A 24,724-nucleotide genomic window follows, 5' to 3' on the forward strand; every position below is an offset into this window, starting at 1 on the left:
GAGACCTGCGATGATAGCACCGTCTTATCTACTGGGTGATATCGCCCGCAAGCTGGGCGCAGACCTTAAGGGCAACCCACAGCAGCGCATCACCGGGCTGGCCACCTTGCAGTGCGCAGGCCCCGAGCAAATCAGCTTTCTGGCGAATCCGTCGTACGGCAAACATGTTGCCACCAGTCAGGCTGGTGCCATTATTATTTCGCTCGAATCTGCTGCGCTGGCCACCTGTAGCGCGCTAGTGATGGATAATCCCTATCTGGGCTACGCCCAGTTGAGCCATTGGTTTGACACCACGCCGAAAGGGCCAGTCGGGGTTCATCCCAGCGCGGTGATTGACTCCTCTGCACGCATCGGAGCCGGGGTCAGTATTGGCGCCCAAGTAGTCATTGAGGCGGATGTAGACATTGGCGATGGCGTGGTGGTTGGCCACGGCTGCGTAATTGGCGCCCGCACCCGTGTTGGGTGTGACAGTCTTCTGCGCCCCCGGGTTACGTTGGCCCACGACGTGGTCATCGGTCAGCGTTGCCATATTCTAAGCGGCGCGGTTATTGGCTCGGACGGCTTTGGTTTTGCCAACGAGCGGGGTGTTTGGCACCGCATTGCACAGATTGGCCGGGTAGTTCTTGGTAATGACGTAGAAGTGGGCGCTAATACCACCATTGACCGCGGCGCGTTGGACGATACGGTGATTGGTGACGGCGTAAAACTTGATAACCTTATTCAGATCGCCCATAACGTTCACATAGGCGATCATAGTGCGATGGCCGCTAAAGTGGGTATTTCCGGAAGTACTCGCATTGGCAGCCACTGCATGTTCGGCGGTGCGGCCGGTGTGGCCGGGCACTTGACCATCAGCGACGGTGTGCAACTCACGGGTATGACACTGGTAACCGGCGACATCAGCGAACCGGGCGTTTATTCGTCTGGAACCAGCGCAGAAACCAACCGGCAATGGCGCAAAAACGCAGTGCGTTTCCGTCAGCTGGACGCCATGGCCAGACGGCTAAAAGAATTGGAAAAGAAATCAGAGGGCCGAGGCCGATCAACATGATGTACATTAATGAAATTCTTGAATACTTGCCGCACCGCTACCCGTTTTTGCTGGTGGACCGGGTAACCGACATTGAAAGCGGCAAGTCCATCAAGGGCTACAAAAATGTCTCGTTTAACGAGCCGTTTTTTGAAGGTCACTTTCCCGACAACCCGATTATGCCGGGTGTGTTGATTATAGAAGCAATGGCCCAGTTGTCCGGTATTCTGGGTTTTGTCACTGTCGGTCGCAAACCGGTTGACGGCTTGGTGCAATATCTGGCGGGCGCCCGCAAGGTGCGTTTCAAGCGCCCGGTGCGGCCAGGCGATCAGCTATGCATGGAGTCTGAAGTTGTTTCGACCAAGCGCGGTATCTGGAAATTCGAGTGCCGTGCCCTGGTTAATAACGAAGTGGCCTGCGTGGCAGAAATCCTGACAGCAGAGCGAGAAGTTTGATGGCGACACGTGAATGGACCGGAGTACATCCCCAGGCGATTGTTGATGCCTCGGCCAAGCTTGCAGATAACGTGACCGTTGGGCCCTGGAGTTACATAGGCCCGGGTGTCGAGATCGGGGAAGGCACCGAAATCATGTCCCACGTGGTCATCAAAGGACCGACCGTTATCGGTCGTAATAATCGAATTTTCCAGTTTTCCAGCGTTGGCGAAGAATGCCAGGACAAAAAGTACGCTGGTGAACCTACCCGCCTGGTGATTGGCGACAACAACATCATTCGTGAAAACTGCACCGTTCATCGCGGCACCGTGCAAGATCAGGGCGAAACCCGCATCGGCAACGGCAACCTGCTGATGGCGTATGTGCATGTGGCCCACGACTGCGTGCTGGGCGACAACGTCATACTGGCCAATTGCACCACCCTTGCCGGCCACGTAACCGTGGATGACTACGCCATACTAGGCGGCGGTACCATGGTGCATCAATTCTGCCACATTGGCGCCCACAGCATGGCAGCTGGCGGCAGCATCGTGCTGAAAGACATACCGGCATACGTTATGGCCAGCGGCCAATCTGCGGAGCCCCACGGCATGAATGTGGAAGGCCTGAAACGCCGCGGTTTTGGTAAAGAGATTCTGGTCAGTCTGCGTAGAGCCTATAAGGTAATTTATCGCCAGGGGCTAACCACCGAGCAAGCCATCAACACGCTGGCAACCAACTTTGCTGACTTGCCAGAAATCACACCGTTGATTGAATCGCTGCGCCGGGCCGATCGCGGCATCATTCGCTGACCGGGTAGGCTGACAGTGCGAAACCCTGAATCCGGCATCACCTTTGGCATCATTGCCGGTGAAGCCTCTGGTGATATCCTCGGTGCAGGACTGATTCGGTCCTTGCGCAAACGCTATCCCAACGCCCGTTTTGCCGGTATCGGCGGTGAAGAAATGATGGCCGAAGGCTTCCAGTCTTTGGTGCCCATGGAGCGTTTGAGCGTTATGGGGTTGGTCGAGGTGCTGAGTCGTATTGGCGAACTGGTGCGCATTCGCCGCCGCCTGCTGGATTTTTTTCTGACCACCCCTCCTGCGGTGGTGATCGGTATCGATTCCCCAGATTTCACTTTGGCAGTAGAGCGCCGCTGCCGCGAGGCCGGCATACCTGCGGTTCATTATGTCAGCCCATCGGTGTGGGCCTGGCGTAAAAAGCGCATCTTTAAAATTGCCAAATCCGTTGACTTAATGCTGACCCTGTTTCCGTTCGAAACCGATATTTATCGTCAGCACAACATACCGGTAGCGTTTGTCGGCCACCCTCTGGCGGACCGCATTCCAATGCGACCGGACACCGCTCAGGCGCGGGCAGACTTGGGGCTGGAACTCGACAGGCCCGTTCTGGCCATATTGCCAGGGAGCCGTGGGGGAGAAGTAGAACGCCTGGGTACGCTCTTTCTAGAAGCTGCGCGCTGGTTACAGCAGCGCGTCCCCGATCTGCAACTGGTGATCCCTTGCGCTAACCGTGAGCGCGAAAAGCAGATTCGTGGCATCACCGAAGCTCTGGAGCTGAGATTGCCAGTGACCATTGTGAAAGGCCGTTCACGGGAAGTCATGGCGGCTTCTGATGCGGTATTGCTGGCTTCTGGCACCGCTACCCTGGAAGCCATGCTGCTGAAAAAGCCCATGGTGGTTGGTTACCGGCTGAGTGACTTAAGCTACAAAATACTGTCGCGTATGGTGCAGATACCCCACATCGCCTTACCGAACTTACTCGCTCGCCAGGAGCTGGTGCCAGAACTCCTGCAAAACGCCGCTACGCCGGAAGCGCTGGGCGCCGCCGTGCTCAGCCAGCTTGATGACACCTCAAAGCGCGAGCAGTTGATTGAATCCTTTACCGAGCTGCATCTGACCCTGCGGCAGAACGCTGATGAGCAAGCGGCCACGGCCATTGAGGCTCTGCTGGCTGGTGGCCATAACGACAAGGCGCGATTGTTTGAAACTTGAAACTGCAGGGGCTTATGATTGTGGCCATTAAAACCCCCTTTCCGCTGTTTGTGTGTGACTACCAGGGCGAACTTCTGGCTGGCGTTGACGAAGTAGGGCGCGGCCCGCTGATCGGCGCGGTTGTCACCGCCGCCGTGATACTGGATCCGGCTCGGCCCATAAAAGGCCTGGCCGACTCAAAAAAACTCAGCGAGAAAAAGCGCAACCAACTGTTTGGTGAAATCATCGAAAAAGCCACCGCCTGGAGTCTTGGACGCTGTGAAGCCGAAGAGATTGATCGCCTGAACATCTTCCAGGCCACCATGGTGGCCATGACCCGCGCCGTTGAGGGACTGAACCCGCAACCCGAGTACGTGTTGGTAGATGGTAATCGCTGCCCTGATTGGCGCTGGCCCGCGGCGGCTGTGGTGAAAGGCGATATGCGAATAGCCGCCATCAGCGCTGCCTCCATTCTGGCGAAAGTAACCCGGGATCGCGAATTACAGGCGCTAGACCAGCTTTACCCGGGATACGGCCTGGCCCAACACAAAGGTTACCCAACCCCGGCTCATATGGAAGCGCTGGCACGCCTGGGCGCTACGCCCCAGCATCGCCGCTCGTTTCGCCCGGTTAGAGAAGCTCTGAACACCGTCGGCGACTTTAATCCCGACGCACAAGACGATTTGTTTGTATAAGGCGTTGACAACCCGCCAGTCGGGTATTAGTATACGCGCACATTGATTGAGGCGAGTTTGAAACGGCGCCTCACCAATACCAGTTTGATGCGGGATGGAGCAGTCTGGTAGCTCGTCGGGCTCATAACCCGAAGGTCGTAGGTTCGAATCCTGCTCCCGCTACCATATAGTAGAAAAAAGCCAGATCAGTGATTCACTGATCTGGCTTTTTTTGTTTTTGGGGGTCAGAAAATTGGTATGACGCATGCAAACCAGCACCCTAAATTCCTTCCGCCTTTTTATTCCAGCCTACGTTTTGTAGTAGTCGATAGTGTCGTGGTTCAATGATTCCGGGTAGCGAGAATCTCAACAATTGAAAAACGGCGATTCGGGAAGAAACGATGTGGGAGCGAATCCTGCGGCCGATGCAGTTTAGACTCCATACTTCGCAGATTTTGCAAACCAACGGTTCCCGAGTGTATCAGTAGCCGACAATGCGGTTTGCAGCTGATGAGTGCGGTCACATGGTCTCATACGCACGCAATGTGGTTTGGGCAGTGCGGATAAAATAATTCAACCTGATCGAAAAACCGTGATGATTGAGTTCGTCTGCTCGAAAAGTGCAAGTCGATAAAACTACATGCTCTCGAAGATTCCAAGCGGGCAATTTCCAGATTTGCAAGAAGCGGCAGCGATAATCCTGTGGCTGTGTTCAACAGAGAACAGTTTCACCACCGCTGGAGTGTTCGACCTGTCCGGCGGACGCGCCATTTATTAGTCTTTCACGCGTCCGATGTGCTTGCCAACGGCCATCATTAGCCGCCTCCACTGATCCGTTGCGCCAATTCCAGGATTTCGTCCCGGCGATTCAATCTGTTAATGAAACGCTCGGGAATTTTATCGATACCGACGCTTGCGCCAACAAGCGCTCCGGTGAGCATCGCCCGTGTCATGTTCTGACCACCGCCGTTAATTGCGTGCAGTACGGCGCTCTCGAAATCCTGTTCGAAACGCGCAGCGAGGTAGTAGGCTGCCGGCAGCTGGTGATAGATCGCGCAAGGCATTCCGTAGACGATCGATACTTTCGAAGCGGGTTCGATCGTTACGCCTGGATCGTGTGCTGCGCATGCCATGTAACCCGGGCTCAGAAGCGCGTCGGGCGATGCAAATACACCGTCGAGTGACGCTTCAATATCGCCTGGCTGTGGAGGTTGCAGGTCGTCACGCACGATCGTGTGAAACGGCAGGTCGCCGGCTTTGACCTGCCGCATCAGAGTGCTGGAGATGTCGGCGTCGAGTCGGCGACCCTGCAGTAGCTGCGCAAGGACGGCACAGAACGCGACGGTCATCGATTGCACAATATCGCCGGACTGCGTCAGTGCCGTGTTTGACACGACGGCTTTGGCCATTCGTCGAGGCTGGCGCGCATAGCGAATAGCGAGTGGTAGCACGCGCTCGAGCGCTTCGGTGTTGTCGGCCCGCCCGGCGACGTCGCCCCAGGATCGGCCATCGCGGACTCGGGCGTTCCAGGCGTCACGAATCGACTGACTTGTGTAACCACCCGGTCCTGAGACGGGTGTGCCGTCGAGATTGGGGAACAGCTCCTCATCAAGTCGTCTGCAGAAATCTGCTTCGTCGTAGCCGTCACAGTCGATGAGCGAGTGGGCCATCAGCAGCATCAGGATGCCTTGCTGTGACGAGTCGCCGGCTTTTGACCCTGCGTGATAGCGTTCTGGCTGCGGATCGGTGTAATCGTCGATCCATTCGCCGTAGTCACGGACCTGCTCTTCGAGATTGTAATACCAGTGTGGGCCGAGACCAAGTGCATCGCCGACGAGTGCGCCAACGAAGGCGCCGGCTGCTCGCTGTTCGAACGAGAGGTCATTGGGGGGGGTAGGGTGCATGAGGGTCTACTCTTTCTTCAGCTTGTCTCGGAATATTACGCCTGGCCTAGGGTAGCCGGCAAGAAACGGACTTCATTGTACGCAAGGCACGTCCGAACCGTTGATTGTTATAGAGCTTCCGATGAATCAATGTATCGTATGCAAGCATCCGATCCTGCTATTCGCAAGCTGTTGAAGTCTGCATTTATTTATCACGCTACCGTACAATAAAATCCGCTTCTTGAATGCTCAGCAACTTCTCCAATTAGCGACCAATATTCAGCGCCAAATACCGATCAAAGTCATGAACAGCGGTAATCCTCCCATTTTTTGAATGCACTACTCCGGTTTGCTGGGGTGATTACCATCTCCCCAGCAAACCACGTAATAGAATACTCATTCATTACTGAGGCTGAATAGTCCGGCCCCGGATGATTGGGCTTCAGAATATATGTGGACGACGTGCCCGCTTCTGGCTTATAGATTTCGTCCTCTCCCAGATCGATCAACATCTTGTGTTGAGCTCCGGCCAGTGACATCCGCTTTGGAGAGTCTTTCTGTAGAGAGGATCTGGGAAGGTTCCTGATTCGTTGGCTCAGCTGTTCGTTGGTCAGCCTTCTGCGCCCAGTTGGGAGGTCTAACGAACATTCGTATTCGAGTAAATTCAGAGCGCCGGCAGACTCGTTAGCGTATGAAAATTTCCAGATGTTTTCTTGCTTAGACAGGACGCCTACCGTTTTTCCGTTGTGATAAACCACCAGACTTCTCATGTTTTACGGCCCGATGAGATTGGGCTTGAATCCTTAGCTTCTTGTTTTTTTTCGCGAGGTGAGAGTGGCTTCATTTCCGTTGCTTTCAGTTGTTCGTATTTCGGCAACGCTATGTCGAATGTCAGGTGGATTCTTAATTCGTCGAGCGAGCGTATAAAACGACCGAATTCGATTCCAAAAAAATAATTCGGCGTGTCCTTGTGTCTGCATCCATCGATCATGTGAGGCTTGCACACGATCTAGCATGAAGGCCCAGCCCATAAATGGCAGTAAACGAACCATATTCCGGGTGTCGTCTACGCTATCGATGGTGCTGTTCCCTTAATGCCAACCCGTGAATCACCTTTAAAGTCCCATACAGTTGGCGTAGTAGGTTGTGGTTGCAGGCCAATCCGAGAAAATCCCGGTGACACCGACATCCTGAGCCAGCACATCAATCACCGTAAAGGTGTCGCCATCATTGTTAATAGCATCGGTGATGCTCTGATGATACCAGCCACCGCCGTTATTGAGCGGCCCGCTGCGTTCCACTGTCCAGGCAATCAGGTCAAGGCCTGCAGCTTTGGCGTTGATGGCGTATTCCGACGGTACGATCTTTTGTTTGTCGTCCAGGGTCAGCATTTTCCAGAGCGCGGGTGCCAGAATGGGAACCCCTTGCTGGACCAGATTTTCCATGTACACCATGGAAACGTTGTTCGGCTCATTCGGCTTCTGATCCAAAAATACGGCCTGGCGACCAAACTCCGGCATTTGATTGACCCAGAAGATAACGTCATCCAGTAGGAAGGACTGTGGCCATACATCTTCTGGGCTGACCCCGGCCTCGATGTATTCATTGATCATTTGGCGGGCATAGTCTTGTTGCGAATAGCCCCCGCTATAAGGCATATCTACCACTGGTGTTTTCAGTTCTGGAGTGAACTTGACGCCGAGCTCCTTGAACAGTTCGATGCTTTCGCGATGACTCAACAGGGTGCCTCGAGTTGAATACAGGTCTGTACGCCAATCGGCGGTACCGCCAAGGTACGCTTCGGGTGTCGTGGCTTCAGGGTCAGAGGCATCCATTTTCCCTCTGAGGGATTTGAATTCAGCCAGTGTAATGTCGCTGGTGCGACATTCAGCCCGGGCCGGTGTGTCGGTGGCCGGATCGGCGGGCACAAAGGGCTGGGTGCATTTGGCGTTCAACTCCGGCACGGCCACGATGTTGGTGGTGGTGTGCAAATCATTTTGGGCATGACGACAGACCAATTCCCGGTCTTTGGTAAAGGCAACGTCACACTCGACAATTCCGGCCCCCATTCTGGCGGCTGCAACATAGGATTCGCGGGTATGTTCGGGAAATTGCAGGGGCGCGCCGCGGTGGGCAATGGAGAAATCCGACGGTGCCAATAGCTTCGACTCGCACGCCTGCAGCGTGTTTTTCAGTTCGCCGGCATCCATATTATTGATCAGATAGTAAGGCCGGGGGCCAAGTTGAACTAACGCTTGGCTGCTTTCGGTGGCTGTGGCTTGGTGTGCGTCAGTCTTGGTATCGGCGGTGCTGCATCCGGATAGCGCCGTTAGTGAGCCGATGAGGAGGGGCAGAGTAAACGCAAGTTTCATCACAGAGTCCTTTAATGGCTGGGTTGGGCGCCTTCCTAGGATTGCCCTGTTTTTACCACAGTGTAGTGGCCATAAACTTGGGTCACAAGGTGTCGTGGCCAAAGCCATCGTGATCATGATTTCCTTCTCTTTTAAATGAAATGACAGGGCGCTCTTTTGTTACAAGACACCAGCACCCAAGACGTGCTAATTTCTCCATCGTTGCTTCTACTTACCTGTTAATGGCAAAAAGAAGCCGAGGATTTAACACCTCCTTTATCGTCAATCATAATTATAAGTCCAATAGGGCGAAGGAAACGTTCATGCGAATTCTAAAATATGCAGTTGCCGTATCCATGCTGGTTGTTGCGCTCCCCTTGAGCGCGCAACAACTCTCGATCGCTACCGGTGGCACCGGCGGCGTTTACTATCCTATCGGCGGTGGCTTCGCCGAAATGATCAATAATCATATCGAAGGAGCCAAGGCGACTGCTGAAGTAACCGGCGCCTCGGTTGAAAATATGGGTCTGATTATGCGTGGCGATGCGGATCTTGCGCTTGCACTCGCAGACACGGTCTATCAAGCGTACACCGGCACTGATAATTTTGAAGATCGCCAGATCAAGAATATTCGCGCGTTGGCGTCGGTTTATCCCAATGCCGTGCAGCTGGTGACTCTGGCGGAATCGGATATTAAGTCTATTGTGGATCTGAAAGGTAAGAGGGTGTCAGTGGGCGCACCGGGCAGCGGTACAGAGCTCAACGTGCGGGCATTATTGGAAGCGAATGGCATCAGCTACGGCGATTTCGAGCCGCAGCGTCTGAATTTCAATGAAACGGCTGATGCGATCCGTGATGGCGATATTGACGCCGGTTTCTGGAGTGTAGGCCCGCCGACCAGTTCAATTCTTAACCTTGCCGCAACGCGCGATATCCGCCTGATTAGCCTCTCTAGTGAAGAAGTCGCCAATGCACAGAATGAAGTAGCGGTTTTTGCGCCGTATGAGCTGGCAGCAGGCATGTATGACGGTATGGAAGAAGCGGTTCAGACCATTGGCATTCCGAACGTGCTCGTTGTGAATGCGGATATGGACGAAGAGTTAGCCTATAAGCTGACGCGACTGCTGTTTGAAAACACAGATGAGCTGATTGCTGTTCACCCCGCGGCGAACGACACCACCGTGAAGTTCACTATGGACTCCACTCCAGTGCCTCTGCACCCGGGTGCGCTTCGTTACTTCGAAGAAGTTGGCGCTGTGATTCCGGATCGTCTGCGCCCTTAACTGCGAAGGGTCAACTATCTATGCAAAGGCAATGCGGCACTGTTCTGCCACGCTTTGCGTTCGCCAAGCGTTTGCAGACTGCTCTGCTGTTGATTTGTTTGCCGCTCGCCGGAGCCGGGGCATCTCCCGCTCCGGCGATTTCGTCTGACCGCCTTCAAGTTGTTACTGAGCAAGGCGAAATGCTGGTCGATATCGCTGTTCTACCGGGAATGCGCTGGTGCATTGAATGGAACCACTCGGTGAAAAAATTTGCCGTGTTGGACTGTTATCGAAACGTTGCCGGTGTGATGCAGTTAGAACGAAGTCACCAGCCCGATTTTGCGGCGGGTTTAGGCCATACGGTAGGGCGGGGTGAGCAAGTCTCTGACGGAGAAGGCGGCTACTGGATCAATGAGATTGACGAACCAGTGGTCAATAATCAATACGTTTTGCGCGTGGGCGCTAATGCGGTAAATCACCGCGTGGTATGGCTGGTAGGCGATCACCGTCGAGAAGTGAGTCTGAGCGACCAGGCCTCGGGACAGCGCGTTACTGTTCAACTTATCAAACCCCCACCGCCCAGCGTGAATTATAAGTAAGCCAGACAACGTCTGATGAGGACTTCATGAACGAATCCAAGCAACCGCCGACCATAATGCCGAGGGGAAAGGTGATTCAACCCCGCGCGGTGTTGTGGGCCATCACCATTGTAGCGGTGGGTCTTTCCCTGTTTCAACTCTATGCCGCGGGGCTTCAGCCCTTAGGGCTTTTTTATCAGCGCAGCATTCACTTGGCGCTCATCATGGTGCTGGCGTTTTTAATGTTTCCAGCCTTCGGCCCAAACCGCAAACGCGGGGTAACGGGATGGGGCCTGGACGTAATATTTTTAGCCGGTGCAATGCTGACGGGCGGCTATTTAGTCCTCAATTTGGATCAGATTTTCAGCCGTGCGGGTTTTTGGAATAGCACCGATATTCTGGTCGGTTGTATCGCCACAGTGACCGTATTAGAAGCCAGTCGCCGTGCAGTGGGTTTCGGCATGACTGTGATTGGCCTTTTGGCCATTATGTACGCGTTTGCAGGCCCGCGAGGTGAGCTGCCGTGGTTGGGCGAATGGATGCCGGGTATTCTGGAACACAGGGGCTATAACATTGATCGTGTTGCCGGCCAGCTCTATCTTGGGCAAGAGGGCATCTTTGGCTTGCCGCTGGGTGTGGCGGCGACCTATATCTTTATTTTTGTATTGTTCGGAGCTTTCCTGGAGTGCACCGGTGCCGGTAAATTCTTTATTGATATGGCCTATGCAGCCACCGGTCGCCAGCGCGGCGGGCCCGCCAAGGCGGCGGTGTTAGCCTCGGCTGGCATGGGGTCTATTTCCGGTAGCGCCATTGCCAACGTGGTCACCACGGGCGCCTTTACCATTCCGTTAATGAAGAAACTGGGCTATTCGGCCAAACAGGCGGGCGGTATCGAAGCCGCAGCCTCTACTGGCGGGCAAATTATGCCGCCGTTGATGGGCGCAGGTGCCTTTTTGATTGCTGAGTACACCAATACGCCGTACTTGGAAATCGTTAAAGTCAGTATCCTGCCCGCGATTATGTATTTCGCCACGGTTTATCTGTTTGTGCACATCATTGCCCTTAAGCAGGGTATGCAAGGGCTGCCCAAAGAAGAATTGCCGCAAATGCGTCAGGTAATGAAAGATGGTTGGCACTTCCTGCTTCCGTTAGCCATGCTGGTTTGGCTGCTGGCGATGAGTATGTCGCCGATGCGGGTGGGTTTCTACGCGGTGGTGACGATAGTGGCGGTAGCCGTGTTGCGCTACTCGGTGTGGTTTTTTGTCCTGGCGCCTCGGCAGGGGCAACCGGTGACGGTTACCGCCGTCAAAGATATTTTGCGTGCCGGCCTGGCCAAGCTTATAGAAGGTTTGGAGCTAGGTGCGCGCAATGCGGTGGCGGTGTCTATGGCGTGCGCGGTCGCTGGGATTATTGTCGGGGTGGTGGGTTTGACCGGCTTAGGTCTGAAATTCTCCGCCATGATGCTGGCCTTCTCTGGCGGCAACCTTGTCTTAGCCTTGGTGATGGTGTTGTTGGCCAGCCTGGTTCTTGGTATGGGACTGCCTGTTACCGCCAGCTATATTGTATTAATTGTGCTAGTTGGGCCTGCATTGACGGCTGAATTCGGTGTGCCACTGTTGGTCGCACACTTGGTGGTGTTCTGGTACTCCCAAGACTCCAACGTAACGCCGCCAATAGCCTTGGCAGGATTTGCCGGGGCGGCTATTGCGGGCAGTAAACCGATGGAAACGAGCTTCCAGGCGTGGAAGTTTGCCAAAGGGCTCTACCTGATTCCGCTGTTTATGGTCTTTAATCCAGAAATCATTATGGGCGGCCCCGTGCTTTTGGTGGCTTGGAATGCAGTTATTGCCATTCTGGCATTAGGGGCCTTTGCGGCAGCGTTGGAAGGGTATTTGTTTACCAAAATGTCGTGGCTGCCTCGTCTGGCTATTACTGCGGCAATTTTTGGTGTGTTTTACCCCAGTCTGATGACTGAAATTGCCGGTGTGGTGGTGATGATGTTTGTCATTTCTGCTAACTGGCTGGCGAGCAAGCGCGAAGCAACCGCAACAGCCGTAAGTGTTTAATAGCTGCTAGGCGATGACTGTGTAAGACAGATTTGTTACTTGAAAAGCCCAGGCCCGTAATTTACCGGTCTGGGCTTTTGTGTTTTTTGCCGGGAACTTCTTTTCGGTAACGAGCGAAGCGTTCTCTGTACTGGCTCGGTGTCAGCCCGGTTTTTTTCTGGAACATTCGGCGAAACGCACTTATATCCTCATAGCCAACTTGCCAAGCTATTCGCTCGATGGTTGTTGCGGTGTTTTCCAGTTTTTCCCGGGCTTTATGAACCCGTTGTTGCTGCAGGTATTCCGCCGGTCGTAGCTGTGTGGCTTTTATAAAACGACGGATGAACGTTCGCTCCGTAAGCGCGGCCATCGCCGCCATCTGCGTAATATTTAATGGCTGGTCATAGGCCCGGTGAATATGGTGCTGCACGTGAAGGATGGCCCGGTCGTTGTGGTCCAGCACAGGTATAAAGCTGCGGTAGTAGCTTTGCTGGCGCACGCCGGTATCAACCAGTAAAAATCTGCCCAATGCCTGCACCACCGTTGGTGGCACATAGCGCCCGATCAGGTGCAGTCCAAGGTCCATCCAGGACATTACCCCGCCGGCGGTAACCAGGTCTGGATCTGTTATAAGCAATGCATCGGTGTCCAGTTCGATGGTTGGATATGCACAGCGGAAAGCGCTTTCCAACTGCCAGTGCGTGGTGGCGCGACGCCCCTCCAGCAGGCCTGCTTGCGCCAGAAAAAAAGCACCCGCGCAGGCCGAGCTGATGACGACACCCTGTCTGTGCCAAGTAGCTAATTGGGCGCCGATGATGGGTTGCGGATCAAGATAAGCTTGGCCGTCGAGTATTGGCGGAACAATGACCAGAGCTGGGGGCACAGCCCCGGGATCTATCGAAATAACCTGTTCCTCATCCAACTGCCAACGGCTGACGCTGAAGGTAATGTCAGGGGTGCTTTGAAGTTCACCAAGAATGCGATTGGCACTTTGAAACAGGTCTATCAGCCCGTAAACGGCTGAAAGTGCGGTACCAGGCACAACCAGGATGGCGACATTGACGGTTTGCAACATGTCAGTTTTTACCTTTTTATTGTCAGTATTGCCACCCGTGCAGGCTAACGGAGCACGTTAGTATAAGCAGTACCAATCTAACTGGAGAGACACATGACCAAGACCGCCCTGATTATCGTCGATATGCAGAATGACTACTTTCCCGAGGGCAAATGGACGCTGAACGGCGTTGAGGCTGCTGCCGAAAACGTTGCAAAGGTGCTCGCTTATTTCCGCGAACGTCAGCAACCCGTGATTCACGTTCGCCATGAATTTGCCTCCAGCGACGCTCCGTTTTTTGTGCCGGGCACTGACGGCGCTAACATTCGCGCCAGCTTGGCACCGGCAGACGGTGAGTTCCAGGTTCTGAAGCACGAAGTAAACAGCTTCAAAGGCACCAAGCTGCAAGCTCTGCTGCAGCGCGAGCAGATCACCCATTTAGTGATTGCGGGTGCGATGAGTCACATTTGCATCGACGCCATCACCCGTGCTGCCGGCGACATGGGCTACGCCAACGTTGTTTTGCACGACGCATGTGCAACGCTAGACGCCGAGTTCAATGGCGTTAAAGTGCCGGCGGAGCATGTGCACGCAGCGTTTATGGCCGGCTTGGCATTTGCTTACGCTGAGGTTATTGCCACAGATGCTTTTTTGACACGGGCATAAGGTGAGCTGTATCCGTGGCCCACACAAGGCGGTGACGTTTCTTCATAGCGTAGAGGCTTTCCCGGGCCGTTAAGAATTGCCAGCGTCGGTGGCCAGTATGTAGGCTTGGCGCTGGTGTTTTTTATTCTGCAGGCGCTTGTCAACGCACTGTTCGTCGTCGTTGAGTATCACCACGCATTCCAGGCATTGAATGCATTCGTCGTAATCAATTCTTCCGTCTTTGCGAATGGCGTTAATGCCGCAGGCGTTCTTGCAATGCTGGCAAGGGGTGCCGCACAACTCGACCCGGTCCAGCCAGTTGAAGAGCCTTAGCCGGCCGATGATCGCCAATCCGGCGCCCAGTGGGCATAAGTAGCGGCAATAGAATTTGTTGATAAACATCCCGATAACCAGCAACCCGACGGCGTAAACCACAAACGGCCAGTGACGTACAAAAAGCAGGGTAATGCTGGTTTTGAAGGGTTCCACTTCGACCAGCTTCTCAGCCAGCGCAAGAGAATAAAACGCCGTGCCCAGCAAGCCAATCAGAATAGGGTATTTGATCAGAATCAGGCGCCGATGCCACCGCTCTGGCACTTTGATCTGACGCAGGCGAAGCTTTTCGCCCAGCCAGGCGGCCATCTCCTGAAGTGCACCAAACGGGCATAACCACCCACAGAACAAGCCGCGGCCCCAAATGAACAGGCTGATAAAGGTGTACACCCATAAAATGAAAATAATAGGGTCGAGTAGAAACACATTGAGAGAAAAACCATCCCAGATCGCCAGAAAAAGCGTGTAAATATTAACCACCGACAGCTGGCCCTGAGCGAAAAAGCCAATGTAAAACAGGGTAAAAAACAGAAACCCCCAGCGAAAACGGTGTACTCGTTTTGGGTGGCGGCTTAATGTTTTTTGGCGAGCGAAAAAAACCGTCAACACTGTGAGCGCCGTTAACAAAATGGCGATTTGCCACCAGCGCTGCTTCCACAGGCCGATCCATATAGGCTCGCGTTCATCCATAAACGACGGAGCAGGTTCTACCGTTTCAAACAAATCCGTGTTGAAGCGAACAGGTACATCCATAATGATGCTGTCTCGCACCAAGTGGTTACGGGCAAGTTCGATGTGAACATTCAACGTGGCATCGGCACCGGGACTAAAGCCAGCGCTTCCGCCCATGCGGAAGAAGTTGTGGGCTACCAGGTCGGGCATGCCGGCGGCCTGTAGCTTCAGGCCTTGGCCGGATAGGTTCAAGTCGCGCATTTCCACAGCCAGCCCATTCTGACTCAGGCTAAGCCGCTCTGGGTTGCTGCCGGGTATAAAGCTTTCGGATATGTGGGGAAAGGCTCCGCCGGACAGCACCAGCATTACTTGCGCGCCCGGGTCTATATACGCCATTAGCTTTTGATAGCCTTGGTCTCCCAACAGGTTTCGGCCTACCATAGGGGCGTTGATATAGCCGAAGAACAGTTCGGTGAAGGGGCTGTCGTCAGTCCCTTCAAAACCCTGAGGATAGTCCGCAAGTGGGCGGCCGAACTCAGATTCAATGGCGTCACGGCTCAGTTTCCAATGGCCAATGTAGCCTCGCTCGACTAGCTGTTGCCAGCTGAGCCTTTCAAAGAAATCTGGTTTTGCCCGTGTTTGAGCGGTCTGCACAAACCCCGCGAGTTTGCTGCGGGCTACTTTCAAAGCCGATGACAGCAAGGTGTCATTAATAATAAGAACGGAGACTGTGGCTTTGCTGACACCGTCAAAATACACCATATTGCCGTCACTGGTTCGCTTTGGGCGGCCGGTATTGGATGTGTTTATAATGATTTGTTCCCGCAGTGACTGCCCTTTGTATTGATTAACAAAGTCGAACAGTGGTTCTTCTCCCAAGCCATGCAAGAACACCGGTTCGTGATGATTCAGTACTTTTACGCCAGTAAAGCGGCCACGGTTGTCCATGCCGACCAGCATGCTGATGGGCTGGCCTGCGAAGCCCTGAAGCCTGCTTAAATCGATCGACTCATAGGCATAGCCTAGTAGCTCTTGCAGCTGATAAACGGGATAAACGGGGAAGTCTGCCAACTTCTCTTCAATAACCGTTGCCGACGGAAACAGTTCCATTATCAGCGCTTTTTTGTTTTCGGAGAGTTCTGCCTGAGCTGTGGAAAAGCAGCTAAAGAAGCAAATAATAAGGAGCGTGATGCGCCCAACCATGGGTTACCCCTGTTATTTTTCTAATAATAAGTCCTATGCTATTGGATTTGGGTTTTGGTTCAATGCGACCTCAGAGTCAGCCGTCTGCTACTTTACGACTAGTTCTCTTAGAAAAGAGCTGCTGACTCATCGAGCCGAGTCGCTTTTGGTTCATGCTGTCTCCGGCACCGCAAACCCTGTCCGGATACAGCGCCGCGAACGGCTAGAGAATCCGAAGGCCGTGGGTGCAAATGTCGGCTCAATAGATTGCGTGCTTTTCCATTAGCCAGCTTGTATTGTTACTCAGAATCAGACTTACTACAGATTGTAATCCAGACATTGGTTAGGCAATTAACGGTGAAATGATGACCAGTCGCCACGAACAAAAAGTCAGTTTGACAGGCCTTGTTTTCGCATTGCTTGGATTGACCTTTGTCGTCTGGACATTAGTATCCGCTGCTCCTCCAGAACAGGGTAAACCGGTTGCAACTGACGTTGCTTTGGGCGACTGGCAGGGCACGGTGGAATCAACCGAGGGGGCCTCTTCTCTTGGGGATGCGATACCGCAGCCTTCTACTATTGGCTTTCCGTCTCTGGCACTTACTTCCCATGCTCTGCACGTTTTGGCTTTTGAAAGGCCGCCTTCACGACTTCTTAGTTACCCCGGCCAGTCACAGGCGCCGCCCCCCTCACGGCTTTAGACATTTGCGAACACGCGGATTTCACGTGCCTGTATCTGGGCAGGTTGTATCTGACGGAATGATCTTTAGTAATGAGGAATTACCATGAGCAATCAATTGCATGTTATGGCTGAACAACCGGTCAGTGCCCGTTTTCGGCTTGCGTCTCGGACGCAAAATACTCTTACCCACGACGATCTTGCAACCGAACTGCTGAAAGACTTCAACAGGCAAAGCCCGCTAACCGTCCGCTCATCAGAGGATATCCATGCGATCGGGAAAAAGCTGGAGCTTTCCGGAGAAACCTTGTGTGTGGTTATTAATCGCAAGGACGATGTGATCGGAATGCTGCACATGAAAGACCTGATCGGTTCCTTACCCATGAGCCTTGCCAGCCAGCGTGGAAGCTCCATCGCTGACCTGGTGGCACAGGATGTCATGCGTCCGGTTTGGAGCCTGCCAACGCTTGGTTTCAAAAAACTGCAAAACCTGACCGTCGATGACTTGCTGTTCACTTTCAGGGAGTTGCATTCGGACTATCTTCTAGTCATAGAAACGGTTGCCGGTGAAGAGGATAAAGTTGTCCGCGGGCTTTTGTCTGCTGACGAGCTCAGCCGTCGCCTTGGTGTTCCGGTGAACACCACACCTCGTCCAGAGTCATTCTCTGACATCGTTCATGCTGTTCGGAAAACCTTGGGGTAAAACGCTCATGGCGGTGCGTCTGATGCGCCGGCCATCCTAAAAAAGGCAGGCCAGTTGTTTACTGGTCTGCCTTTTTTATTTTGTGGGTGGCAGTGAACATTACGACAGACTTGTTTAACCGTTCTTTGCCAGCTCACGCCTCTGACGCCCATTGCGAAAAATAGGCAATTTTGCAGGGTCGAGTGTCTTTAATTCTGATGGCACCCGCTATTTTGTCGCCAGAAGACGAATGGCACTGGCCGCAGCAGAGGTTCGGTTTTCAACGCCGAGTTTGCGAAAAATCTGCTCCAGATGCTTGTTCACGGTGCGCGGGCTCATGTCCAGAATCTGTGCTATTTCCCGGTTGGTTTTGCCATTGGCAATCCACAGCAATACGTCGGATTCGCGCAGCGTCAACTGGAATCGCTCCCTCAAAGCCGCGGTCGCGCTGGACTTATTCTGCGGTGTTTTCAGCCGCAGCAGGTATTCCCGCCCGTCCATCAGAGCCAAGTATTCCACCGAGTGTTGGGTGTCTAAAGCGTTCAGCTGCATTTGATGCCCCGGGTCTGGGTTGTGGCTAAGCCACTCCGCGAGTTTGGCACGAATGGGCTGAAAGTCCGGATGACAGGTGTCCGGCAGGCAGCGGCACACCTGTGGCGTGCTCCATAGAAGATTTCCGTCCCGGTCTACTGCAAACAGGTTCTGGCCGGCGGTGTCCAGAGCACTGCGTGCGCTCCTCGCCATCCGTGCATTGGCCAGGTGCACGTCCATGCGCGCTAGTAATTCTGCGGTGTTAATGGGTTTTGTGACGTAATCCACTCCTCCGGAGTTAAGGCCCATGACCACGTGTTCGGTGTTACTCAAACCGGTCATAAAAATGATGGGTACATCGATGAAAGCGGGGTTTTCCTTGAGCCGCCGGCAGGTTTCGAAGCCGTCCATGTTGGGCATCAGGGCATCCATAAGGACCACGTCCGGGGTGATATTCCGGCTGATGTTCAGGGCCTGGCTGCCAACCGGCATCTTTGACTTCGATATCAACCCGTGTGCCGAAGGGCCGAAGAAAATGGTCACTGGCGGAATGGATTTACCGCTGTCGAAAGACAAGGAGTAAGCGCAATGCCTGTGTATGACTATAAATGTCGGGAGCACGGCCTGTTTAACACATTGGCGACCATGGCAGACGCCGCTAAGCCGGCGGATTGCCCTAGCTGCAATGTGCTATCGCCGAGGGTGATTGTGTTAGCTCCGCACATTGCAAACATGGACACCACGAAGCGGGCGGCGATGGAGCGGAATGAGCGTTCCCGCCATGAGCCTGTGTTTTCAACCGCCGACCGCCGGGATAATGACAAAGAACACAGCCGAAGTTGCGGCTGTGGCTCACCCAAACCCGGGAAGTCCCTGCTGTTTTACACCGCTGACGGGAAGAAAATGTTCCCTTCCATGCGGCCGTGGATGATCAGCCACTGATCAACAGCTGTTGATTCGGTTTAACAAGTTGCCCCTTCGGGGGCTTCTTTTGTTATGGCGTTTGTACGCAGTAGTCGAAATGCTCTTATCCCAAAGTGCAGATTTATAAGCCCTCCCAAATACGCATGAAACCGACTCCCCCGGCGAATACCTCGGTTATCTGCGTTCACCGATTATGGAGTTTAAGCGAAAGAGTTCGCTTGCGGCGCCGCTAAGACAGCGCCTGGTTCTGAATGTTCAAACATACCCGGGGAAATTATGAATAATAATAAAATCAGACGGTCAGGCTTGTTTATTGCGATGGTGGCTGCAATGGGCGTCAGTGCAGCGGCGAATGCGGCGGTGGAGTTGTATAACGAAGACGGCACTTCTTTTTCTGTTGATGGTTATTTCAACGCGTTTTACGTAAATCGTGACAACAACGTAAACAATACCCGCGATTCCCGCGTGAAAATGGGTTTTTTGCCAAACACCATAGGCTTTAATTTCAGCAAAGAAATGGGCGATCTCACTCTGGGTGGTCGTTCGTCATTCTGGACATCGATCAATGACAGTCTAGACGACGGTTTAGCAACAGATACCGCGATTGATGTTCGTCAGTTCTACGCCACCGTTGACGGCGATTTTGGGCAGGTGCTATTGGGTAAAGATTTTGGTCTGTACGCCCGTTCTAACATTTTCCTTGATGAAATTCTGATGGGCTTCGGTTCTCCAGGTACGGCGGGAGGTGTGTCGTTCGGCAACATTCGCGCCGGCTACCCGTACCCGTTACCGTCAGCCCAGATAACGTATCGCGCGCCAGAAATGTTCGGTTTTAAACTTGCTGTTGGTATTCTGGATCCGGCGGACACGGTTACCGGTACCAACGATGAAAACGCAGCACCACGCTTTGAATCTGAAGTCACTTATGCCACTTCTGTGAGCAACATAGCGCTTACCGGCTGGGTTAATGGCCGTTATCAATCTGCGGAAAATGGCAGTACCACCGTTGATAGTACTGGCGTTGGTTACGGCCTTAAAGTGTCGCTTGCCGAGTTGACTCTGGCGGCGTCTGGTTTTACTTCAAAAGGTGATAATCCGGTATTGATTAGCAACTCTGCGGTGACTGAAGACGATGCTGACGGATTTTTAGTGCAGGCTGCCTACGCTTTTGGCGCCAACCGACTGGTGCTGTCGTACGGCGAGACGGACGCGGAAATTCTGGACTTTGAAACCGAGAGCACTACCTTCGGCTTCTTCCACGATGTGAACAGCAATTTCAAGTTGGTGGCGGAATACAATATGTTCGAGCAGAAAAATCGGACGACCGGTGTAACCAGTACCGATGCGGACACCATCGCCCTTGGTGCGATTGTGATGTTCTGATCGTGCTGGACCACAAGGGGGTAGAGTCGTGGCTTTGCCGCCTTGTGTTTGTTGCTGGCTAGAACTAAAGTGCTGGTTTTCTAGCGGGTGTACTGATCTTGCTGTTTGGCATTGATAAAGGAGCTTTATAATCAATGGCTTACGATAATTTTGGTGCGCCCGTAAAAAGCACTGAAGTTGCATTGGCGAACAGGCTGCAGTCCGTAGAATGTGGTAGAAGATCTTTTTCTGCGGAATTACGCCCTATGCAGCCAGTAACGACTCAGCCCGCCGTTCGTGTAGCCAGTACGTGCCTTCGCGAGCCGGTTTTGGCAGCGAACAGTCTGGCCAGTCAACTCAGCCACTCGTACTTGGGTTACGTTCTGTTTTTCTGTTCTGCAGAGTACGACCTGGAGCGGCTTGGGCCGGCTTTGCAGCAGGTGTTTCCGAGTGTGCGCCTGTCGGGTTGCACCTCGGCCGGCGAAATTACCGCCCGTGGTTATGATCGGGGGTGCATCACAGCCATTGGCTTTGACAGTCGATTCTTCGCGATCGACTGCGCGCTGATTCGCGAAATGGATCGGTTTTCGCTCCTTGACGCGCAAAATGTTATTGATGGCCTGCTAACGAACTGCCGCAACGCCCGCCTGGCGCCCATCAAAGGCAATACGTTTGCCATCACCTTGTTAGACGGGCTCTCAAGCCGTGAAGAGTTGGTGCTTGCGACGCTGAATGCGGCGCTTGGCAGCATTCCTCAATTTGGCGGATCCGCCGGCGATGACGAGCGTCTCTCCAACACCTATGTATTTCATGATGGCCTCTTTCACGCTGGCGCAGCCACAGTGATGTTGGTGAATACGCCTTTAGACTTTCGGGTATTTTCCAGCCATCACATGACAGAAGGGAAGGAAAAGCTGGTTGTCACGCGTGCCTGCTCTGACAGCAGAACGGTGTATGAGCTAAACGCCGAGCCTGCCGCAGATGCCTACGCCCGAGCGGTTGGGGTATCGACTGACGAATTAGACCGCACGGTATTCGCACTGCGCCCACTCGGTGTGAAAGTCGGAGGTCACTATTTTGTGCGCTCCATTCAATGCGTTAACCCTGATAAAAGCCTGACGTTTTATTGCGCCGTCGAGACCGGAATTGTGATGACGTCTATGGATCCGCAGTCGCTGTTAGACAGCGTGCGTGAACAGCTTGAAATTTCCGAGAACATTGTTGGAACACCATTAATCACCATCGGTTGCGATTGTTTTTTACGCCGCCTTGAAGCCGAAATCACCGGTAAATCAGAAGAAGTATCGGTGTTTTTAAGGCAGCACAAGGTGGTCGGCTTTAATAGCTATGGCGAGCAGTTTAACGGTATGCACATTAACCAGACATTTACGGGGGTGGTTATTGGTCAGCCTGACACCGGTTCCTTGTAACGATCAGGCACACCCGAGCGCGGCGCTGATTCGCCGTATTGATCTGCTGGAAGCTGAAAATGGGCGCCTGCGCAAAATTCGTGATGCGCTGATTGTCAGGGTGGAATCTGGCACGGCCCAAAAACCTGAACCTTACGCTGCGTTTGAGCACTCTGTGGTGCTTGCGGAACAAGTGCGTGAACGCACCGAAGCGTTGAATGATGCCATGGACGAGCTCCGTGGCAGCAACAAGGCGCTGAACCGGGCCCGCGAGGAAGCGGAAACAAGCCGCCAGCGTCTTAGCGATGCCATTGAAAGCATCGCTGATGGTTTCGTGTTGTTTGACCATCGCCATCTGCTGGTGCAGAGCAATAGCCACTTTCGCAGTTACTGGCGGCACGCTGGTGTTGCCATGCCGACCCCGGGTACGAGTATCGAAACCGTTCGAAGCCTGGCGTTCGCGTCGGGTTTGATTGTCGAGGAACAACGTGAGCCCGATTCAGACGGCGTGGTGTTTTTGCTTTCAAATGATCGATGGGTGCAAATGACTGAAAGACCCACCCGAGAGGGCGGTTTGGTAGTGCTCTATTCCGATATCACCGATGTAAAAAACAGTGAAATGGCACGCCGAATCAAAGCGCTTGAAGAGAGCGAACGTTGGATTCGTGTTGTCACTGACCATGTGCCGGCCCTGATCGCCTATGTCGGCGCCGATTTGAGCATTCAGTTCTGTAACCAGGTTTACGAAACCTGGTATGGCCGTGACGGTGAGTCGCCTCTGGGCAAACGCCTTGATCACGTCCATTCCGAAGAGCTGTATCAGCGGCTGCTGCCGCAGATGCTGGAAGTGTTAGCTGGTCATAATGTTAACTTTGAATTTGAAGAAGCCGGCGAAAAGGGCCAGGTGCGTCATATGCTGCGTTCTTACGTGCCGAACTTCGACGAGCAAAATGACGTTGTCGGCTTTTTTGTGCTCATTCGAGATATTACCGAACGTCGTAAAACGGCACTTGCCCTAGAGCAGGCCCATGATGATCTTGAACGCCGCATCAAGGAGCGCACGTCGGCTTTGACCGAGGCGAAGCAGGAAGCGGAACAGGCTAACCTGTCAAAAACCAAATTTTTGGCTGCTGTCAGCCATGATTTACTGCAACCCCTGAATGCCGCCAGGCTGTTCACCAGTGCCTTGCTAGAGCAATCGTTTGGCCCGAGAGCCGAAAGCCTGGTGCGCTCGGTCAGTACCTCTTTGGATGACGTGGAAAGTCTGCTGGGTACTTTGGTGGACATTTCCAAGCTGGACGCTGGCGTTATCAAGCCAGACGTAACCGCGTTTGATCTGCGTGATTTGTTGAATAATATCGCCCGTGAATGCCAGCAAATGGCCATTGCCGAAGGCCTGGTTCTGGACTTTGTGCCATCTTCGGTCGTTGTCGAGTCCGACTCCCAGCTATTGGCTCGCATTCTGCGAAATTTTCTGACCAACGCTATTCGCTACACCAGTAATGGCCGAATTTTGCTTGGCTGCAGGCGCCAAACGGGGCACGTGCTGGTGCAAGTTTGGGACACTGGGCCAGGCATTCCGCACGATAAACTCTGCGAAATTTTCCAGGAGTTCAAACGAATTCGCCCGGAGGGATCACGCCCCGACAAAGGTCTGGGCCTCGGCCTTGCCATTGTGGAAAAAATTGCGCGAATGTTGGATCACGACATTACGGTGTCGTCGGTGGAAGGCCAAGGCTCGGTGTTCAGTGTGCGGGTGCCTTTGGGGCAATTGCAGCCTAGGTGTACAACCACGGAAGTGCAGTACGTGGCAGCCCGACATGGCATGGAGGGCGCCAGGATTTGGGTCATCGATAACGATCGCGCGATCTGCGACGGCATGAAAACTCTGTTGGAAGGCTGGGATTGCCGGGTAACCTGCGCCATTTCACTAGCAGATCTGGAGCGCCAGCTTAATCCGGCGACCAGCCCGGTGGACCTGATACTGGCGGACTATCACCTTGATAATGGCGAAACCGGAGTGGACGTTGTCGCCAGCGTTAACAGTCGCCGGCATTACCCCACGCCGGTGGTGATGATTACTGCCAACTACACCAACGAACTGAAGCAGCAAATCCGTGACTTGGGTTACGTGCTGATGAATAAGCCAGTCAAGCCACTGAAACTCAGGAACACGTTAAACCATTTGATCGGTGGGCCAGTGTGAATGAAGCACTTAAATTACCACGTAAACGGAGGGGTGCGCGCTCTGTAAGGCGGCTGGTTAGCGCTTCAAATATTGACTGAAGTCGACATCGCTGGCGGACAAAATAGCCTGCACCCGATTGTGTACACTGAGTTTGCGCAATATTGCAGAAACATGAGCTTTAACGGTGGTTTCGGCAATATTGAGATTGTAGGCAATCTGCTTGTTGGATTCACCCTTGGACATTCGCTCGAGCACCAGTAATTGGCGCCGGGTCAGAGAGTTGAGCAGCTCGGGGGAAACCGGGTTGTCATCGTTACGTCTGCGCCGCCCTGTGCTTTCTTTGCCGGTGCGGATGATGTCAGAGGGTAAATATACGTTGCCGTTGAGTATTTGTTGAATGGCTTCCGTCATCTTGACCCGGGGCGAAGATTTGGTGATAAAGCCTACGGCGCCGTAGGTAATAGCCTGCAACACCACCTGCTTTTCTTCCTCGGCTGACACAATCACCACCGGAATGGTGGGCGCTTCGTTACGCAAAGTAATCAGCCCGTTAAGACCGTGCATGCCCGGCATATTCAGATCCAGCAGGATCAGGTCTAGATCGTCATTTTCCTTGGCGATTATCAGCGCACTGTCCAGATCGTCGGTTTCGAGAATTTCGCTGCCTTCAAAACCTGACGCGATAACACTGCTAATCGCTTCGCGAAACAGTGGATGGTCATCGGCAATCAGGATCTTGTAGGCTGGCTCCATGAACGTCTCTACCTGTCTTCTTTCGCTATTGGGGTCTGCTATGGGTTTATCATAGCCGG

At 53.5% G+C, this 24,724-nt stretch carries 20 protein-coding genes and 1 tRNA gene; 15 read left to right on the forward strand and 6 right to left on the reverse strand.

Annotated elements, in window-relative coordinates; genetic code table 11:
* The first annotated feature begins 10 nt into the window (after positions 1-10).
* The 6 genes from lpxD (at position 11) to ABA45_RS06085 (ending at position 4,318) form a co-directional block, all read left to right on the forward strand.
* On the forward strand, positions 11-1,051 hold the full coding sequence (gene lpxD, locus ABA45_RS06060; protein WP_048384744.1) for a UDP-3-O-(3-hydroxymyristoyl)glucosamine N-acyltransferase: 1,041 nt from the start codon (positions 11-13) through the stop codon (positions 1,049-1,051).
* Entirely contained in the window at positions 1,048-1,485 is a 438-nt protein-coding gene (gene fabZ / locus ABA45_RS06065; protein WP_048384745.1) for a 3-hydroxyacyl-ACP dehydratase FabZ, read from the forward strand. Before lpxD ends, fabZ begins: the two co-directional genes overlap by 4 nt.
* Positions 1,485-2,276 carry an acyl-ACP--UDP-N-acetylglucosamine O-acyltransferase gene (lpxA, locus tag ABA45_RS06070; protein WP_048384746.1) on the forward strand — a complete coding sequence of 264 codons (792 nt, stop codon included), beginning with the start codon at positions 1,485-1,487 and terminating at the stop codon, positions 2,274-2,276. The genes fabZ and lpxA overlap by 1 nt, the downstream gene beginning before the upstream one ends.
* A 15-nt stretch (positions 2,277-2,291) precedes the next feature.
* Positions 2,292-3,479, forward strand: a complete 1,188-nt coding sequence (gene lpxB, locus ABA45_RS06075; protein ID WP_048384747.1) for a lipid-A-disaccharide synthase — start codon at positions 2,292-2,294, stop codon at positions 3,477-3,479.
* Positions 3,480-3,499: 20 nt separating this feature from the next.
* Entirely contained in the window at positions 3,500-4,153 is a 654-nt protein-coding gene (gene rnhB / locus ABA45_RS06080) for a ribonuclease HII (protein WP_406564648.1), read from the forward strand.
* Between the two features lie 88 nt (positions 4,154-4,241).
* Positions 4,242-4,318 (forward strand) — tRNA-Met (locus ABA45_RS06085).
* Between the two features lie 629 nt (positions 4,319-4,947).
* Here the strand turns inward: ABA45_RS06085 and ABA45_RS06090 are convergent.
* Together ABA45_RS06090 and ABA45_RS06100 are read right to left on the reverse strand one after the other, a co-directional pair.
* Complete coding sequence (locus ABA45_RS06090) at positions 4,948-6,036, reverse strand: ADP-ribosylglycohydrolase family protein (RefSeq protein WP_048384749.1); 1,089 nt, start codon at positions 6,034-6,036, stop codon at positions 4,948-4,950.
* A 1,094-nt stretch (positions 6,037-7,130) separates the two neighbouring features.
* Entirely contained in the window at positions 7,131-8,387 is a 1,257-nt protein-coding gene (locus ABA45_RS06100; protein ID WP_048384751.1) for a glycerophosphodiester phosphodiesterase family protein, read from the reverse strand.
* Positions 8,388-8,689: 302 nt separating this feature from the next.
* Here ABA45_RS06100 and ABA45_RS06105 point away from each other — a divergent pair, with 302 nt between their 5' ends.
* From ABA45_RS06105 to ABA45_RS06115, 3 genes are read left to right on the forward strand one after another with little or no spacing between them, the layout of a single operon-like run.
* Positions 8,690-9,649 (forward strand): TAXI family TRAP transporter solute-binding subunit, encoded by a 960-nt coding sequence (locus tag ABA45_RS06105; protein ID WP_048384752.1) that lies wholly within the window; start codon positions 8,690-8,692, stop codon positions 9,647-9,649.
* A gap of 20 nt (positions 9,650-9,669) precedes the next feature.
* Complete coding sequence (locus ABA45_RS06110; protein ID WP_048384753.1) at positions 9,670-10,227, forward strand: DUF1850 domain-containing protein; 558 nt, start codon at positions 9,670-9,672, stop codon at positions 10,225-10,227.
* A gap of 26 nt (positions 10,228-10,253) precedes the next feature.
* Entirely contained in the window at positions 10,254-12,272 is a 2,019-nt protein-coding gene (locus ABA45_RS06115; RefSeq protein ID WP_048384754.1) for a TRAP transporter permease, read from the forward strand.
* A 61-nt stretch (positions 12,273-12,333) separates the two neighbouring features.
* On the opposite strand, the gene ABA45_RS06120 is transcribed toward ABA45_RS06115, so the two are convergent.
* Positions 12,334-13,326: a GlxA family transcriptional regulator gene (locus ABA45_RS06120; protein ID WP_048384755.1), complete on the reverse strand. Its 993-nt coding sequence runs from the start codon at positions 13,324-13,326 to the stop codon at positions 12,334-12,336.
* 93 nt (positions 13,327-13,419) lie between these two features.
* On the opposite strand from ABA45_RS06120, the gene ABA45_RS06125 reads away from it, so the two are divergent.
* Positions 13,420-13,971, forward strand: coding sequence for a cysteine hydrolase family protein (locus tag ABA45_RS06125; RefSeq protein ID WP_048384756.1), 552 nt, complete (start codon positions 13,420-13,422; stop codon positions 13,969-13,971).
* A 69-nt stretch (positions 13,972-14,040) separates the two neighbouring features.
* Here ABA45_RS06125 and ABA45_RS06130 read toward each other — a convergent pair whose 3' ends face one another.
* Positions 14,041-16,158, reverse strand: coding sequence for a NosR/NirI family protein (locus ABA45_RS06130; RefSeq protein WP_048384757.1), 2,118 nt, complete (start codon positions 16,156-16,158; stop codon positions 14,041-14,043).
* Positions 16,159-16,922: 764 nt separating this feature from the next.
* On the opposite strand from ABA45_RS06130, the gene ABA45_RS06135 reads away from it, so the two are divergent.
* On the forward strand, positions 16,923-17,519 hold the full coding sequence (locus tag ABA45_RS06135) for a CBS domain-containing protein (protein ID WP_048384758.1): 597 nt from the start codon (positions 16,923-16,925) through the stop codon (positions 17,517-17,519).
* Between the two features lie 207 nt (positions 17,520-17,726).
* Here the strand turns inward: ABA45_RS06135 and ABA45_RS06140 are convergent, their stop codons facing one another.
* On the reverse strand, positions 17,727-18,521 hold the full coding sequence (locus tag ABA45_RS06140; RefSeq protein ID WP_157035527.1) for a response regulator transcription factor: 795 nt from the start codon (positions 18,519-18,521) through the stop codon (positions 17,727-17,729).
* Positions 18,522-18,617: 96 nt separating this feature from the next.
* Between ABA45_RS06140 and ABA45_RS06145 the strand changes: the two genes are divergently transcribed.
* The 4 genes from ABA45_RS06145 to ABA45_RS06160 all read left to right on the forward strand — a co-directional run bounded on the left by ABA45_RS06145 (position 18,618) and on the right by ABA45_RS06160 (position 23,930).
* Entirely contained in the window at positions 18,618-18,971 is a 354-nt protein-coding gene (locus tag ABA45_RS06145) for a zinc ribbon domain-containing protein (RefSeq protein ID WP_048384759.1), read from the forward strand.
* A gap of 258 nt (positions 18,972-19,229) precedes the next feature.
* Positions 19,230-20,336 (forward strand): porin, encoded by a 1,107-nt coding sequence (locus ABA45_RS06150; RefSeq protein WP_048384760.1) that lies wholly within the window; start codon positions 19,230-19,232, stop codon positions 20,334-20,336.
* 245 nt (positions 20,337-20,581) lie between these two features.
* The gene (nosP, locus tag ABA45_RS06155) at positions 20,582-21,745 is read left to right on the forward strand and encodes a nitric oxide-sensing protein NosP (protein ID WP_048388741.1); all 1,164 of its coding nucleotides are present in this window, start codon (positions 20,582-20,584) and stop codon (positions 21,743-21,745) included.
* The gene (locus ABA45_RS06160) at positions 21,717-23,930 is read left to right on the forward strand and encodes a PAS domain-containing hybrid sensor histidine kinase/response regulator (protein ID WP_048384761.1); all 2,214 of its coding nucleotides are present in this window, start codon (positions 21,717-21,719) and stop codon (positions 23,928-23,930) included. Before nosP ends, ABA45_RS06160 begins: the two co-directional genes overlap by 29 nt.
* Before the next feature lie 57 nt (positions 23,931-23,987).
* On the opposite strand, the gene ABA45_RS06165 is transcribed toward ABA45_RS06160, so the two are convergent.
* Positions 23,988-24,665, reverse strand: a complete 678-nt coding sequence (locus ABA45_RS06165; protein ID WP_014870491.1) for a response regulator — start codon at positions 24,663-24,665, stop codon at positions 23,988-23,990.
* Between the last annotated feature and the right edge of the window lie 59 nt (positions 24,666-24,724).

This window comes from Marinobacter psychrophilus (assembly GCF_001043175.1).
In the GTDB taxonomy this organism is placed as follows: Bacteria; Pseudomonadota; Gammaproteobacteria; order Pseudomonadales; family Oleiphilaceae; genus Marinobacter; species Marinobacter psychrophilus.

Excerpts from the sequence above, each read along its gene's own strand:
- lpxD (WP_048384744.1), top strand. The coding sequence starts at position 11 with ATGATAGCACCGTCTTATCTACTGGGTGATATCGCCCGCAAGCTGGGC.
- fabZ (WP_048384745.1), top strand. The coding sequence starts at position 1,048 with ATGATGTACATTAATGAAATTCTTGAATACTTGCCGCACCGCTACCCG.
- lpxA (WP_048384746.1), top strand. The coding sequence starts at position 1,485 with ATGGCGACACGTGAATGGACCGGAGTACATCCCCAGGCGATTGTTGAT.
- ABA45_RS06090 (WP_048384749.1), bottom strand. The coding sequence starts at position 6,036 with ATGCACCCTACCCCCCCCAATGACCTCTCGTTCGAACAGCGAGCAGCC.
- ABA45_RS06100 (WP_048384751.1), bottom strand. The coding sequence starts at position 8,387 with ATGAAACTTGCGTTTACTCTGCCCCTCCTCATCGGCTCACTAACGGCG.
- ABA45_RS06105 (WP_048384752.1), top strand. The coding sequence starts at position 8,690 with ATGCGAATTCTAAAATATGCAGTTGCCGTATCCATGCTGGTTGTTGCG.
- ABA45_RS06110 (WP_048384753.1), top strand. The coding sequence starts at position 9,670 with ATGCAAAGGCAATGCGGCACTGTTCTGCCACGCTTTGCGTTCGCCAAG.
- ABA45_RS06115 (WP_048384754.1), top strand. The coding sequence starts at position 10,254 with ATGAACGAATCCAAGCAACCGCCGACCATAATGCCGAGGGGAAAGGTG.
- ABA45_RS06120 (WP_048384755.1), bottom strand. The coding sequence starts at position 13,326 with ATGTTGCAAACCGTCAATGTCGCCATCCTGGTTGTGCCTGGTACCGCA.
- ABA45_RS06125 (WP_048384756.1), top strand. The coding sequence starts at position 13,420 with ATGACCAAGACCGCCCTGATTATCGTCGATATGCAGAATGACTACTTT.
- ABA45_RS06130 (WP_048384757.1), bottom strand. The coding sequence starts at position 16,158 with ATGGTTGGGCGCATCACGCTCCTTATTATTTGCTTCTTTAGCTGCTTT.
- ABA45_RS06135 (WP_048384758.1), top strand. The coding sequence starts at position 16,923 with ATGAGCAATCAATTGCATGTTATGGCTGAACAACCGGTCAGTGCCCGT.
- ABA45_RS06140 (WP_157035527.1), bottom strand. The coding sequence starts at position 18,521 with ATGCCGGTTGGCAGCCAGGCCCTGAACATCAGCCGGAATATCACCCCG.
- ABA45_RS06145 (WP_048384759.1), top strand. The coding sequence starts at position 18,618 with ATGCCTGTGTATGACTATAAATGTCGGGAGCACGGCCTGTTTAACACA.
- ABA45_RS06150 (WP_048384760.1), top strand. The coding sequence starts at position 19,230 with ATGAATAATAATAAAATCAGACGGTCAGGCTTGTTTATTGCGATGGTG.
- nosP (WP_048388741.1), top strand. The coding sequence starts at position 20,582 with ATGCAGCCAGTAACGACTCAGCCCGCCGTTCGTGTAGCCAGTACGTGC.
- ABA45_RS06165 (WP_014870491.1), bottom strand. The coding sequence starts at position 24,665 with ATGGAGCCAGCCTACAAGATCCTGATTGCCGATGACCATCCACTGTTT.